Genomic DNA, 13749 nt, shown 5'->3' with positions numbered 1-13749 from the left:
GTGGCCCGGAGGCAGCATGCCTCCGGGCCACTTTTCTTTCCGCTTTTCTTTCCGGTGAGCGGGACCCCACCTCGTTGTTCCGCGCTGCGCATATTTCTATTAGGAATACCCAGAGGAGGTGGTCGACGATGACCGGTGAACTCGACAGCATTACGACCGCGGTGGCCGCGATCGCGGCCGGCGGCATGGTGCTCGTGGTGGACGACGAGGACCGCGAGAACGAGGGCGATCTCATCCTCGCCGCCGAGAAGGCGACGCCCGCGAACATCGCCTTCCTGGTGCGCTACACCAGCGGCGTGATCTGCGTGCCCATGGCGGGCGAGGACCTCGATCGGCTGCAATTGCCGCCCATGACGGCAGTCAATCAGGATCCCAAGGGAACCGCGTACACCGTGTCCGTGGATGCGATTTCCGGTGTCAGCACCGGGATTTCGGCCGCCGATCGCGCGCGCACCATGCGATTGCTCGCCGATCCGCGCACCGGGCCCGAGGAGCTCTCCCGCCCCGGGCACGTCTTCCCGCTGCGCGCGAATCCCCGTGGCGTACTGGGCCGTCCGGGCCATACCGAGGCCGCCGTCGACCTCATGCGGCTGGCCGGACTGCGGCCGGCCGGAGTGATCGCCGAGGTCGTCGATGACGACGGCTCCATGGCGCGGCTGCCCGAACTGCTGGTCATGGCCCGCGCGCACGATATCCCGATCATCTCCATCGCCGATCTGATCGCGTACCGCAAGAGCCTGGAGAACGGCATCTCGCGCGTGGTCGAGACCCGGCTGCCCACTCGCTTCGGCGACTTCCGGGTGGTCGGCTATGCCGATGAGCATTCCGGCACAGAGCATCTCGCCCTCGTCTACGGTGATCCCGCCGGCGACGAAGTCCTCACCCGGGTGCACTCGGAATGCCTCACCGGCGATGCCTTCGGCTCCCGGCGCTGTGACTGCGGCGAACAGCTCGATGCCGCGCTGGAGGCGGTGGCCGCACGGGGCCGCGGCGTCGTGATCTACCTCCGCGGCCAGGAGGGCCGGGGCATCGGCCTGCTGAACAAGTTGCGCGCCTACGAATTACAGGATCAGGGCGCGGACACCGTGGACGCCAACGTACAGCTCGGCCTCCCCATCGACGCCCGCGATTACGGCGCGGCCGCCCGCATTCTCACCGACCTCGGCGTGAACTCCGTTCTGCTGCTGAGCAACAACCCCGCCAAACAGTCCGGACTGGAGGCGCACGGCATCGCGGTGCGGCGCCGTGTTCCGCTGCAGACGCTGCCCACCGAACACAATGTGCACTATCTGCGCACCAAACGTGATCGGATGAGCCACCAGCTCACCGAGGTCGACGCGGCGGGATAGCATCTGCGCACAGTCATCGCGAGGGGGATTCAGTGTCGACGCCCGACGACGTACCGCAGCCGCACTCCGTATCGCCGCAGCAGCCGCACGTGATGCCGGCCGAGCAGCGCGTTCCCCCGGGCCCCGCCTCCCCGCAGCAGCCGATCCAGCAGCAGCCGTATTCGATGCCACCCCAGTCGTATTCGATGCCGCCGCCGATCGCGCCGCCGCGGTCGCGGGCGGTGACGATGATTCCGGTGATCTCGGCGGCGCTGGCGGTGCTGTGTGTGGCCATCGCCGCCACCTTCTTCGTCATGTACACCCAGCAGCGGCACACCGCGCAGGAGCGGGGCAGCACCATAGCGCAAATGCGGCAGCAGGTTTCGGATGTGGACGGGCGGCAAGCGGTGGTACGGCGCGCGGCGTGTGACTACGCGACGGCCATGTCCACCTACTCGTACACCGATCTCGACCCCTATTTCACCGCGGTGCTGAACGGCTCGACCGGCTCCTGGCATCAGAGCTTCTCCGAGAGCTCGGCCGGGCTGCGGCCGGCGATGGTCCAGGCTCAGGTGCGCAGCTCCGTCACCGACCTGCACTGCGGCGTCAGCTCGCTGACCGCACACGATGCGGAGGTGCTGGTCAGCGCCAAGCAGACCAGGTCGACCGCGACCAATCCCACGCCGGGCGCGACAGTCGTTCCGATGCTCATGACGCTGCAGGAACAATCGAACGGTCGCTGGCTGGTCAGCGACATCAAGACACTGTTCGGATAGCAGTGCCGCCCGGCGACGGTAGGGTCGCGAGATGACGGCGTACGACTCTTCGCAGGAGGCAATGATGCCGAGCTTCGCCAGCCGCTGGGTCATCCCCGCGTACCTGCGCGTAATTCGAGCCAACCGGGCGTTCCTCGGACCGGAAGCGGCACGCAAGCATCTTCGGGAGCGCAGCCTGCGGCCCAAGAGCTACGGCCCGCCGCGGCGACTGCGCTCGGATGTGGTGGTGTCGGTGGATCACAGCCTGGGCTGGCCGGTGTACACGATCGTGCCGCGCGGCGGTCCGGTGCGCGGCAATGTCGTGTACGTGCACGGCGGCGCGTGGGTGAATGAAATCGCGCCGCAGCATTGGGCTTTGGCGGCGGAGATCGCCGCCCGGGTGGGCACCACGGTCACCGTTCCCATCTATCCGCTGGTTCCCATCGGGACCGCGCTGGAGGTGGTCGACGAGATCGCCGGGCTGGTGCTGGACAATCGGGCCCGGTACGGCGAGGTCTGCCTGGCCGGGGATTCGGCGGGCGGGCAGATCGCGCTCTCGACCGCCGTGGTGCTGCGCGATGAGCATCAGCTGAGTGTGCCTCGGACAGTGCTGATTTCGCCCGCGGTCGATCTGTCGCTGAGCAATCCGGAGATCGATGTGGTGCTGCCGAATGATCCGTGGCTCGGCAAGGAGGGCACACGGGTCTTCATCGAGCATTGGCGCGGGCAGCTGTCCCTGTCCGATCCCCGGGTCAGTCCCCTGGCCGCCGACCTGCGCGGCCTGGGCCCGCTGACGATTTTCAGCGGCACCCGGGACATTGTGCTGCCGGATGTGCGGCTGCTGGTGGCGAAGGCGCGGGCGGCCGGTGTGCAGACCGACTATTACGAGGGCACCGGGCTGGTGCACGTCTATCCCTTGACGCCGACACCCGAGGGCCGGGCCGGGCGCGCTGTGATCATCGCGGCACTGTGCGACGCGCTGGCGGCCGAGAAGCGGTGCGCCGCAGGTGAGTCCGGTTAGCCGGCGCGGTCAGGGGTGCTCAGCCAGCCACCGGCGGGCCCGGGCCGGGGACGCCCGGGAGAGCCAGGCGTCCTGAATCACCTCGGCCAGTTCCCGGACCGTCAGTTCCCGCAGGCGAGAGGCGCGTAGCAGGACCGAGAGATGACCCTGGAAGTGCGGTGTGGTGAAGAACGGTGAATCCGGATCCTGGACGAGGGCCAGTTTGTCGGATTCGGAGGGCACCCAGAAGACGATGACATCGGTATAGCGCTCGCCGGTATCCGGATCGAAGGCATCGGGGCGGGGCGTGCGGAAGAAGATGAAGGATTTGCGGCCCACCTGGTACACCGGATTACCGGCCGGGCCCTGTTCGACGGTGACGTGCGGCATGGCCTCGGCCAGTTCGTGCACATCCTCGAGGCGGGCGCGGCGCGGTCTGTTCGACACGAATCGAGCTTAACTACTTATTCGCTCCGCACATGGGTTGTACCGACAATTCGGACACCCGAGCGGGGCTCCCCCTGCTCGGCGCCCTCCGAGTTGTAAGCGGGGGCACAGTGCTTGGCAAGCACTACCAGAACGACGCGAACTGCGTTTATGCCACCGCCGGTGGCAATCAGCGTCACGGATCACATAGGTTGGTGCTCATGGCGCGGCGTGTCAATGGAAACCTCCCGGCGGAGGTCACCAGTTTTGTGGGCCGTCGCGACGAGCTGGCTACCGCGAAACGACTGCTGCCCACCACTCGGGTTCTCACCCTGCTCGGTCCCGGCGGTATGGGGAAGACGCGATTGTCCCGGCAGATCGGACAGCTGGTGGCGCGCGCGTTTCCCGACGGCGTGTGGCTGGTCGAGCTCGCCGATCTGCAGGACCCCAGTCTGGTCACCCTCAGCGTCGCCGAGGCCCTGAATCTGAGCGATGAGACCACCGCGCCGCTCCCCCGGCTCACCGAATTCCTGGCCGACAAGCGGCTGCTGCTGATTCTCGACAATTGCGAGCATCTGATCGAGGCCTGCGCCACGCTGGTCGGCCGGATCATCGCCACCACACCGGATGTGCGGGTGCTGGCCACCAGCCGCGAGGTGCTCGGGATTCCGGGTGAGCAGGTGATGCCGGTGCCGCCGCTGGCCGTGCCCGATCACGGGGTGCCCGGCGACAGCGATGCGCTGCAGCTGTTCATCGAACGCGCCAGCGCCGCGAACCCCGAATTCACCCTCACCGCGGGCAATCGCGCGGTGCTGACCGAGATCTGCCGCCGCCTCGAAGGTATGCCGCTGGCACTGGAATTGGCGGCGCTGCGACTGCGGATGTTCACCCCCGAGCAGATCCTGCACCGGCTCGACGACACCATGGGTCTGCTCAGTGCCGGCCCGCGTACCGCGCCGGAGCGGCAGCAGACCATCGAGGGCGCGATTCGCTGGAGCTACAACCTGTGCACGCCCGCCGAACAGCGGCTGTGGGAACAGCTTTCGGTGTTCTCGGGCGGATTCGATATCGAGGCCGCGGAGGCGGTCTGCGAACTGGGCTCCGGATCGCTCATCGACGCGCTCACCGGGCTGGTCGACAAATCCGTGGTCATGCAGCGCTATGACGGTGATACCGCACGGTTTTCGATGCTGGAGCCGATTCGGCAGTTCGCCGCGGACCGGCTCCGGGAGCGCGGCGACGCAGCAGCGGTGCGCGGCCGCCATCGCAAGCACTATCGGGAGCTGGCCATGCGCGGGCAGACCGCGTACTGGACATCCGGTGATGTGGTGTGGTTCCGCGAATTGACCCGCGAGCACCCGAATCTGCGAGCGGCCCTGCGCTCCGGGCTGGAGGACGATCCGCTGGAGACCATTGCGACGGTGACGGTGCTGCGGCCGTTCTGGGAGCACAATCGCTTCCTGTCGGAGGGCTATCGCTGGCTCACCGATGCGCTGGCCCGCAACCCCGAACCGACCGCGGAGCGCGCCAAGGCCTTGTCCTCGGCGGCCTCGCTGGCGGCCCTGCTCGGCGATCAGGAGTCGGCGGCCAGACTGGTCACCGAATGTCTGGAATTGGCTGCGACACTGCCGAATTCCGACATCATGGCGGAGGCCGCACTGGACCGCTCGCTGCTCGCCTTCGCCACCGGCGACCGCCAGCGGTCCCTGGATCTGGGCCGCTCCTCCATCGCGCTGGCGGCCGAGAACGGGCAGCACGCCATCGAAATGGACAGTCACGCCTTCTCGTTCATGGCGGCCATGGTGCTGGAGGCCCCCGGCCGCACCGAATTGGCGCACCGGTTCCTGGAACTCACCACCGCGAGCGGATCACATCTGCTCGGCGGGCTGGCGCTGTGGACGGTCGGCATCGACCATTGGCGGCTGGGCGATCTGGAGGCTTCCGCCGAATTCCACCGCCGCGCCATCGAACAGCTCGCACTGTTCGACCGCTGCGTCTGGTTGTCCTCGGCCTTCGAGGGATTGGCCTGGACCGTCTCGGCGAACGGCGACCACCTCCGCGCCGCCACCCTGCTCGGCGCGGCGGAATCCCTGCAGCGCAGCACCATTCGCCTGGCGCACGCCATCACCGTCGCCGTCGGCGACAAGGAGCGCCTGAAGATGCGGGATGCGCTGGGCGAGGACGCTTTCCGCGCCGCCTTCGGCGCCGGTGCGAATATGCCCCTCAGCGAGGCCATCGACTACGCCCTCGGCCGCACCGCCGCACCCGCCCCCGAACCGGAGTCCGCCGCACCCAAGCGGGTCGCCCGCAAATCGGCCGTGGCGGCCTCGGAAACGAATGTCCTCACCCGCCGCGAAAAAGACGTGGCCCGCCTGGTCGCCGCCGGCCACAGCAATAAGCGCATAGCCGCCGACCTGGTGATCTCCATTCGCACCGCGGAAACCCACGTCGAACACATCCTCACCAAACTGGGCTTCACCTCCCGCACCCAGGTAGCCGCCTGGGCCCACGAACACGCCCTCTGAGTCCCCGATATACCGGGTCAGCCCAGCATCTCGCGCAGTCGGCTCGGGGGCAGGTCGCCGGGTTTGCGGCGGGCCCGGGCATGTTCGGTGACCAGGCGCTGGAGCAGGTCGTTGACCGGGGTCGCCACACCGTGCAACCGCCCGAGCAGGGCGATCTCCCCATTGAGGTAATCGGTTTCCACCGAACCGGTTTCCCGGGCCAGGCTCTGCCACGTCGAGCCGCCGTTCCGAGCCGCGCCCTCGATGGGCTGCACAGTCATCCGGTCGCCCTGCACCAGTTGACGTTCGGCTTCGGTGTTGTACGCGATACCCGCCTTGTCCAAGACCGCCTCGCCCTCGGCCCGGCAGGCCTGCCACAGGTCGGCCGCCGGGTCGGTGCTGGTATCGAGCAAGGCCAGCAAGGCATTTCCGAGATTGTTGAGAAGCTTGCCGTACTTCCAGCGCATCACATCCTCGATGATGGGTGCGTCGAAGTTGCTCGCCGACAACCGCTTTCCGAATTCACTTATTACGGAGTCACTTCCGTGCGGATACCGGCCCACGGTCAGAATGCCGCTCATCGGGGCGCTGTGCGCCACCACGATCCCCGGCTCCACATGCGTCGCGGGCAACCACACGCACAGCCCGTAGACGGTCCGGAAAACCCGCTGGGCGACCCGCTCGTTCTCGACGCCGTTCTGCGCGCACACCAGAGCCAGCCGATCCGCGGCGATACCGCCACCGGCCACCGGCGCCCGACCCCACTGCGCCACCGCCGCCATCGTGTCCTGCGATTTCACGGCGAGCACCAGCAGATCATCGGCCCGCAGTTCACCGAGTTCGGCAGGATCGCCGATCGCGGACACCGCCAATGTTTCGGTCCCGCTAGGGGTGACGAGCCGCAGTCCGTTCTCTCTCAGTGCGGCAAGATGCGCACCCCGAGCAACCAGCACCACGTCATTGCCACTCTGAGCCAGTCTCCCGCCGATGACGCCGCCGACCGCGCCCGCGCCGATGATGATGTATCGCATAGCAGCGATGCTAGGCCCCGATCGAGGCGTGCGATGTCTCAGGCGATGCTGGTCAGTACCCTGTTGCGCCGTCTATCCGTTCGCGGAGGAGGTCGGCGTGGCCGGCGTGGCGGCCGTACTCCTCGATCATGTGGAGGTAGATCCAGCGCAGTGAGAGGTCGGTGCCGGTGCGGGGGTGGGTGACGGTGTGGTCCAGGGGCAGGGTGGCAACGGCCTTGTCGCACACGGCGATTTCATCGAGATAGCGGGCGTAGTCCGCCTCGGCCGCGGCGGCCTCGGTGTCGTCGAAGTCGCCGTCCTCGTTGGTTCCGAGGGCGCAGTAGAGGTAGTCGAGGTCTTCGGCGGCCGCTCTTTTGCGGAACCAGCCGCGCTCGGTCTCGGTCATATGGCGCAGCAGGCCGAGCAGGGACATCGAGGAGGGCTCTACGCTGCGGGTGGCGAGCTGGGTTCCATTGAGGCCCTGGCATTTCCACAGCAGTACATTGCGGCCGCGGTCGAGCAGGGATTGGAGCATGGCGCGCTCGTCACCGACGAGCTGCTGCGAGGTGCGTTGGATCTCGGGCGCTGTCCACGTCATAGTCGGAACCTACCTGTGGCGGCGGTGGCGCGAAACCGACTTTGCGCAGACGACTTCGCGCCCGCCCCGTGCCCGGATTCCGGGCACGGGACGGGCGCGCGAGTCGGTGTCCTACAGACCGTTGTTCAGGAAATCGATCACCGAGCGTTCGAAGGCGTCCTTGCGCTCCACCTGCACCCAGTGGCCGCAGCGGGAGAAGATGCGCAGATCCGAGTTCGGCAGCTGCCGAGCCGGGAAGAGCGAGCCCTCGACGGGGGTGACGCGATCATCGCGGCCCCACAGCATGAGGACCTCGTGCTGCAGGCCCTTGAGCCGCGCCCACAGCGGGAGCGGTTCGGCGAACTTCGGGTTGTAGAAGGTGGCGTAGGCGTCGCGCAGCGCGGCCTGGCCGCGGAGATCGGCGGCGGCCTCGAGGCGGGTCGCCACCAATTCCGGGGTGAGCGTGGCCTCGTTGAACACCATGGCGCGCAGGAAGCCCATGGCGCGTTCGTCGGAGGGGGCCGCGTTGTATTCCATCAGCCGCCGAATGCCTTCGGACGGTTCGGGTCCGAGCACATTCACGCCGACGCCGCCGGGCGCCATGAGCACCACGCGGTCCACCCGGCCCGGATGGTCCAGCGCGAGCATGGCGGCCACGCCGCCGCCCATGGAATTGCCGAGCAGGTGCGCCTTTTCGATGCCGAGCTCATCCAGCAGCCCGATCACCGCGTCGGCGGCGATGCGAAGGTAGTTGCGCTCGTACACCTCCGGGCGTTCGCTGGCGCCGAAGCCGGGCTGATCGAGAATCAGGCAGCGGAAGTGCTCGGCCAGCACCGGCAGATTATTGCCGAAATTGGCCCAGCCCGAGACGCCCGCACCGGAGCCGTGCAGCAGCACCAGCGGCGCACCGGAGCCCGCCTCGTGATAGCGCAGCTTATGGCCGTCGACGGTGACCCAGCGCTCCGTATTCTCCACGGTGAGAGTCATTTACAGCATCCGATCCGTGACCTCGAGGCCCATGGCGCCCTTGCCGAACATGGCCAGCGCGCGCTCGATGTCATTGATGGCGTGCACACTGCCGGCGTGGGCGTCACGCCAGTGCCGCTCGATCGGATTCGGCTGCTTGATGGAGTGGCCGCCGGAGTTCTTGAACAGCAGATCGATTGCCTCCAAGGCGCGTTCGGTGCCGCGCACCTGATCGCGGCGGGTGCGCAGGCGGACCTCGAACGGGATCTCCTCGCCCGCTTCGGCATAGCGCAGCTGCTCGGAGGTATTGCGCTCCATCTGCAGGATGGCGGCGTCGATCTCGCTGGCGGCGCGGGCGATTCGCACATGCGCGAACGGATCGTCGGAGACCTTCTGGCCGCCGTAGGACAGGCGCACACGCTCCCGCTGCCGCTCGATATGCGCCTCGTACGCACCCTCGGCCGCGCCGATGATCGGCGCGGTGATGGTGTTGGAGAAGACGCTGCCGAACGAAATCTTGTACAGCGGAGCGGTATTCACCTCCTGGCCGGGGCCGATGAGATTGGCCTGATCGGTGGCGGAGTACATGCGGTAGGCCGGGACGAAGGCCTTCTCGATGACGATGTCATTGGAGCCGGTGCCCGAGAGTCCGGAGACGTGCCAGACATCCTCGATGCGGTAGTCGGTGCGCGGAACCAGCACCGTGAAGTAGTCCATGCCCTTGTCGGTGGGCAGCAGCGCGCCCAAGAAAACCCACTGCGCGTGATCACAGCCGGAGGAGAAGCTCCATCGACCGGACATCTCGAACCCGCCCTCGACGGCGGTCAGCTTGCCGGTCGGCGCGTAGGAGGACGACACCCGGATATCCGGGTCCTCGCCCCACACATCCTGCTGCGCGCGATCGTCGAACAGCGCCAGCTGCCACGGGTGGGCGCCGAGCACCGAGGTCACCCACGCGGTGGAGGGGCAGGCGGTCGCGATGGCGCGCACCACCTGGTAGAAGTCCACCGGGGAAGCCTCCGCGCCGCCGAAGCGCTTGGGCTGCAGCATGCGGAACACACCGGCTTCGGTCAACTCGGCAATGCTGGCGTCGGGCACCCGCCGCTGCTGTTCGGCCTGCACCGCCCGTTCCCGGATCGCGGGCAGCAGATCCCGAACCTGATCGAGCACCTTGTTCGTCATGCGGGTGTTTCCTCCTCGTGCAGTGGTTCCTGCACCCGACGCTATGGCCCAGAACACCCGGTGGCCGGAAAAGTCCCGGTCAACGGAATCTCATCCCGGTGAGAGGAGAGCTGCCGCCCCACGGCCAGGCAGTGGGGCGGCAGCGGGAGGGCAGCACGAGGGCGCTGGGCCGAGCGGGAGCAGCCGCGCGCACAGCTCCGCGTGGACCGCCGATCCCGCTACTTGTGCGCGTATTCCCAGTCGATGTCCTCATCCAGGGCCTGTCGAATGCGGCCGGCGAGGTCGGGATTCCAGTCGGCGGGCTGGGCGACGGCGACCCAGCCGTCCAGGCACAGGGTGCCGTAGCGGTGGCCGTGGCCCGAGGGGACCTTCTGAGCGTGTGCCATATCCGCACTCACCTGCCAGAAGGTGACGATCGGCCACCAGCGCATCGACCGGGAGACATCCGCGCCGCGCGGCTCCTTCAGCCAGTCCGGCTGGGTGAAGAGCAGATCCGGCGACCACCAGACAATGGGGTCGGAGGCATGCTGGAGGTAGACGACGCGGGGCGAAATCCATTGCCGGTCCGGACGATTCAGATTCTCGGCGTCCGCGGCGAAGCGGACGATGAGACCGTCGGCGTAGATGGGCAGGATTTCCGGGGTACCCGGATCACGGCGCTCGGTGAGCTGACTCCAGAGCCGGTTCGAGTTCGGCGGCCCGACCCACAACACCCCGTCGACCAGGGTGCGAATGTCATCGAGCCCGGTGAAGGCCGCCTCCGAACCCTGCGAGCCGAGGCTTTCGCCGTACACCAGCAATTTCGGCCGGTGCTCCGGCGGCAGGGTGGCCCAGCGCTCGTGCACCGCGTGCACCAGCAGCCGCCCGGCATCGGCGGCCTTCTGCTTGTCCGACAGGAACGACAGCACGCTCGGCAGATACGAGTACTGGGTCGCCGCAATGGCGGAATCACCGCCGTACATGTACTCGATGGCCGCCGCCGTGGTCGAGTCCACCCAGCCGGTGCCGGTCGTGGTCACCACCACCACGACCTGACGATCCCAGGCGTGGGTGCGATCGAGTTCGCGCACCACAAGATTGGCGACATCCTCCGCCGTCGGCGCGGACTCCAGCCCGGCATAGGCGCGAATCGGTTCGCGCGCAGGCCTTCCCGTCACCTGCGTGATTCGCTCGGCGGTCGGCGCATACGAGACGAACCAGCGCCCCTCCGACCCGAGCGTCTTCCACGGAGCCAGCGATTCGGGACTGCCGGATCGCTCGGCCAGCGTCGGCTGCACCGCCGATGCCGAGGTGTGCCCGTTGCGCACACTGAACGCCGAATTCGCCACGGAGAAGAAGGCTTTCGCGAGTACACCCTGGAACAGCAGCACGGCGAGCACCAGCACCACTACTACCGCTCCCGGCGCGGCAATGGCCCGCGGAATCCGCCAGTCGATATTGAGCACTCGAATGATCCAGCGCAGCAACCACCGCACCGCGCGGTACGCCCCGATCACCAGCGCCACCGTCGCCGCCGCCAGCAATTCCGCCCGCAGATAGCTGGAGGTGGTTGTCGGCTTCATCCCCATGAGGACTTCCAGATCGCGCTGCCACCGCGCCGACCGCGCCAGAATCGCGGCCGCCCCCACCGCAGCACCCACCATGATCACCAGTTTGGTGATCTCCCGAGCCCGGTCCGACAGCCGCCACCGCAGCAGCCACTCGGTCGCCGGCTCCGGCAGCAGCGGCCACACCCACCGCCGCACCACCCACTCCAGCACACACCCCACCCCGTACCCGATGACCGCACTGATCCCACTCACCAGCCCCTGAAACATCCACTCCCTGGGCACCAGCGACGGCGATACCGACCACGCGAAAAAGATCGCCCCGACCACAACGCCGACATAATTCGGCCGCACCGCCCGATCAGCAGCCCGCAATGCCTCAGCAACCTGCGCTCCGAAAGACCGCCCACGTGGTGGCTCACCCGTCATATCCCGAGTGTCGCCCGCAGTTAGCCACGACCTCGCCCACGACACGCGCACGCCCCCACCCAGCCGGCCAGCGATTCGAGCGCAGCCCGTGCCTCCTCCGCATCGGCGGGCAGCGCGACCCCGCACCTGACGCTGCCTCTGTCGAGAGAACAGCTCGCACCTGAGCCGCACACCCTTGGAGAGGGCCGTGGCGATCAGAGGCCGGCTGCGCGAGAGGCTCAGTCGCGGCACAGCGCGCGAACACGGCGCGTCGAACCGGCAGACGCGCCGCTCGTCGACCGCACAGGCTTTGTCTCAGCCGCACAGGCTCCATCAGGGCTGTGCGGCTGCGAGACGGGCAGTGCGGTGACCGGTTATTCGGTTCGGGCGGCGGAGGTTCCGGCTCGGCGGCCGAAGAAGGTGCCGTCGCCGAGGGAGGTGCCGGAGATGTAGCCGATGCCGTGCAGGCCGTTGGTGGCGCGGCCGGCGGCGAAGAGGCCGGGGATGCGGGTGTTGTCGAGGTTCAGGACGTGGCCGTCGAGGTCGGTGTGCAGGCCGCCGAGGGTGAAGACGGAGGCGCCGGTGCCGCGGCGGTCGCCGGCTTCGGCGGGTGGGCGGATGCCTGCTTTGACGTCGATGGCGGCCAGGGGGGAGGTCAGGGGGCGGAGCCAGCGGGCAGACTTGTGGAGGTCGAGATCGGCTCCGGCGGTGGCGAATTCGTTGTAGCGGCGGAGGGTGTCGGCGAGTGAGCCGGTGGGCAGGCCGGTGAGTTGTTCCAGCTCCGCGGCGGTTTCGGCGACATGGGTGGGCTGGACGCCCCAGCGCTGGGGCTCGGGGACGTCTTCGAAACCCGCCTCGTCGACGATGACCCACATGGCGGTGTCCTTGCCCGCCCAGCTGCCGCCCATGTTCTGGCGGTACAGCGCGGCCTGGCCGATGCGGCCGGGATAGGTGTCCTCGTTCATGAAGCGCTGGCCACGGGCATTGACGACCATGCCGCGCGCGGCCAGACCGGGGATGAGCGACATGCCCACCTGACCGGCGGACATGTGCCGGACCCCGGCGCCGAGCGCCTGCGCCATGCGAATGCCACTGCCGTCATCGGTGCCCGCACTGACCTTGGTGTGACCGAGTAACTCGGGGGCGTGCGCGGCGAGCATGGCGTCATTGTCGACGAATCCGCCGGTGGTCAGCACCACGCCGCGGCGGGCCCGGATGGTGAGCTCCTTACCGTATTGCCGCGCAACAACTCCCACCACCGTATTGTCGCCGGAGACGATCAACGTGGTGACGTACACATCGAACAGCGCTGTGGCACCGGCGGATTCGGCCGCACCGGACAGACATTCCATCAGCAGCTTGCCGCCGAAGTCATTCGCGGTCGGCCGGTGCCCGCGCGGCGCGGGCTTGGCCAATTCGGTGAAGGGCCAGCTGTTCTCGCCCAGCCACATCAGCCCGTCGTCGGTCGGCGGCACCCAGGTCGGCGCGTCCCACATGGTCGGCTTGAACGGCACGCCCCGGTCCACCAGCCAGTGGAAGTGCTCCACGCTGCCCGCGCTGTACTCCTCGATCTTGGCCGCATCCGCGCCCGCGCCCATGGCCGCCTTCAGGAAGGCCGCCATCTCCTCGGGGGTGTCCTCGAACCCGCAGGCCACCTGCACCGGGGTGCCGCCGCCGAGGTAGATCTCGCCGCCGGACATGGCCGAGGCTCCGCCCGGGCCGCCGGAGCGCTCCAGCACCAGCACCTTGGCCCCGGTGTGCGCGGCCTCGAAGGCGGCCGCCGCCCCGGCCGCCCCGTAACCGACGATCACCACATCGGTGTCGATGTCGTAGTGGTTCACCTCGCCGGCCGCCCGTGGCGTCACCGAATTCCGCGCTGTCATGCCTGCACGGTGCCCGCTGGCACCGGCGGGGCATAGCGCCCCATCTTGCTCACCGACTCTCCGATCCCGTTGACCGGGACTGTGACCGGTCCCCCGGCAGTGCACTGGGGATGGTGTGTGAACGGCGTCACTGTGGTTGGGGTCGCCTTTCAAGGAGGAGAGT

At 68.1% G+C, this 13749-nt stretch carries 11 protein-coding genes; 4 read left to right on the top strand and 7 right to left on the bottom strand.

The features are described 5' to 3' along the window. Window positions 1-128: 128 nt before the first annotated feature. The 3 genes from ABZX86_RS13960 to ABZX86_RS13950 are packed head-to-tail and all read left to right on the top strand — an operon-like array spanning window position 129 to window position 3104. On the top strand, window positions 129-1349 hold the full coding sequence (locus ABZX86_RS13960) for a bifunctional 3,4-dihydroxy-2-butanone-4-phosphate synthase/GTP cyclohydrolase II (protein ID WP_355123397.1): 1221 nt from the start codon (window positions 129-131) through the stop codon (window positions 1347-1349). Window positions 1350-1381: 32 nt separating this feature from the next. Continuing rightward, window positions 1382-2104, top strand: a complete 723-nt coding sequence (locus ABZX86_RS13955) for a hypothetical protein (protein WP_355123395.1) — start codon at window positions 1382-1384, stop codon at window positions 2102-2104. 31 nt (window positions 2105-2135) lie between these two features. Then, window positions 2136-3104 carry an alpha/beta hydrolase gene (locus ABZX86_RS13950; RefSeq protein WP_355123393.1) on the top strand — a complete coding sequence of 323 codons (969 nt, stop codon included), beginning with the start codon at window positions 2136-2138 and terminating at the stop codon, window positions 3102-3104. 9 nt (window positions 3105-3113) lie between these two features. On the opposite strand, the gene ABZX86_RS13945 is transcribed toward ABZX86_RS13950, so the two are convergent. Further along, window positions 3114-3530, bottom strand: coding sequence for a hypothetical protein (locus tag ABZX86_RS13945; protein ID WP_355123391.1), 417 nt, complete (start codon window positions 3528-3530; stop codon window positions 3114-3116). A gap of 200 nt (window positions 3531-3730) precedes the next feature. On the opposite strand from ABZX86_RS13945, the gene ABZX86_RS13940 reads away from it, so the two are divergent. Then, a complete protein-coding gene (locus ABZX86_RS13940; RefSeq protein ID WP_355123389.1) occupies window positions 3731-6034 on the top strand; it encodes a LuxR C-terminal-related transcriptional regulator in 2304 nt (767 codons plus the stop codon). A 17-nt stretch (window positions 6035-6051) separates the two neighbouring features. Here ABZX86_RS13940 and ABZX86_RS13935 read toward each other — a convergent pair whose 3' ends face one another. From ABZX86_RS13935 to ABZX86_RS13910, 6 genes are all read right to left on the bottom strand, one after another. Then, window positions 6052-7044, bottom strand: a complete 993-nt coding sequence (locus ABZX86_RS13935) for a 2-dehydropantoate 2-reductase N-terminal domain-containing protein (RefSeq protein ID WP_355123387.1) — start codon at window positions 7042-7044, stop codon at window positions 6052-6054. A gap of 52 nt (window positions 7045-7096) precedes the next feature. Next, window positions 7097-7621 (bottom strand): DinB family protein, encoded by a 525-nt coding sequence (locus ABZX86_RS13930; RefSeq protein ID WP_355123385.1) that lies wholly within the window; start codon window positions 7619-7621, stop codon window positions 7097-7099. Window positions 7622-7732: 111 nt separating this feature from the next. Then, on the bottom strand, window positions 7733-8587 hold the full coding sequence (locus ABZX86_RS13925) for an alpha/beta fold hydrolase (protein WP_355123383.1): 855 nt from the start codon (window positions 8585-8587) through the stop codon (window positions 7733-7735). After that, window positions 8588-9748: a 3-hydroxy-9,10-secoandrosta-1,3,5(10)-triene-9,17-dione monooxygenase oxygenase subunit gene (gene hsaA, locus ABZX86_RS13920; protein ID WP_355123381.1), complete on the bottom strand. Its 1161-nt coding sequence runs from the start codon at window positions 9746-9748 to the stop codon at window positions 8588-8590. A gap of 218 nt (window positions 9749-9966) precedes the next feature. Further along, window positions 9967-11724: an alpha/beta hydrolase gene (locus ABZX86_RS13915; protein ID WP_355123379.1), complete on the bottom strand. Its 1758-nt coding sequence runs from the start codon at window positions 11722-11724 to the stop codon at window positions 9967-9969. A gap of 353 nt (window positions 11725-12077) precedes the next feature. Continuing rightward, entirely contained in the window at window positions 12078-13586 is a 1509-nt protein-coding gene (locus ABZX86_RS13910; protein ID WP_355123377.1) for an FAD-dependent oxidoreductase, read from the bottom strand. Window positions 13587-13749 lie beyond the last annotated feature (163 nt).

Source organism: Nocardia sp. NPDC006630 (genome assembly GCF_040611495.1).
GTDB lineage: Bacteria > Actinomycetota > Actinomycetes > Mycobacteriales > Mycobacteriaceae > Nocardia.
Note: the sequence above shows the minus strand (reverse complement) of the source record. Positions and strands in the feature narration are given on the sequence as shown.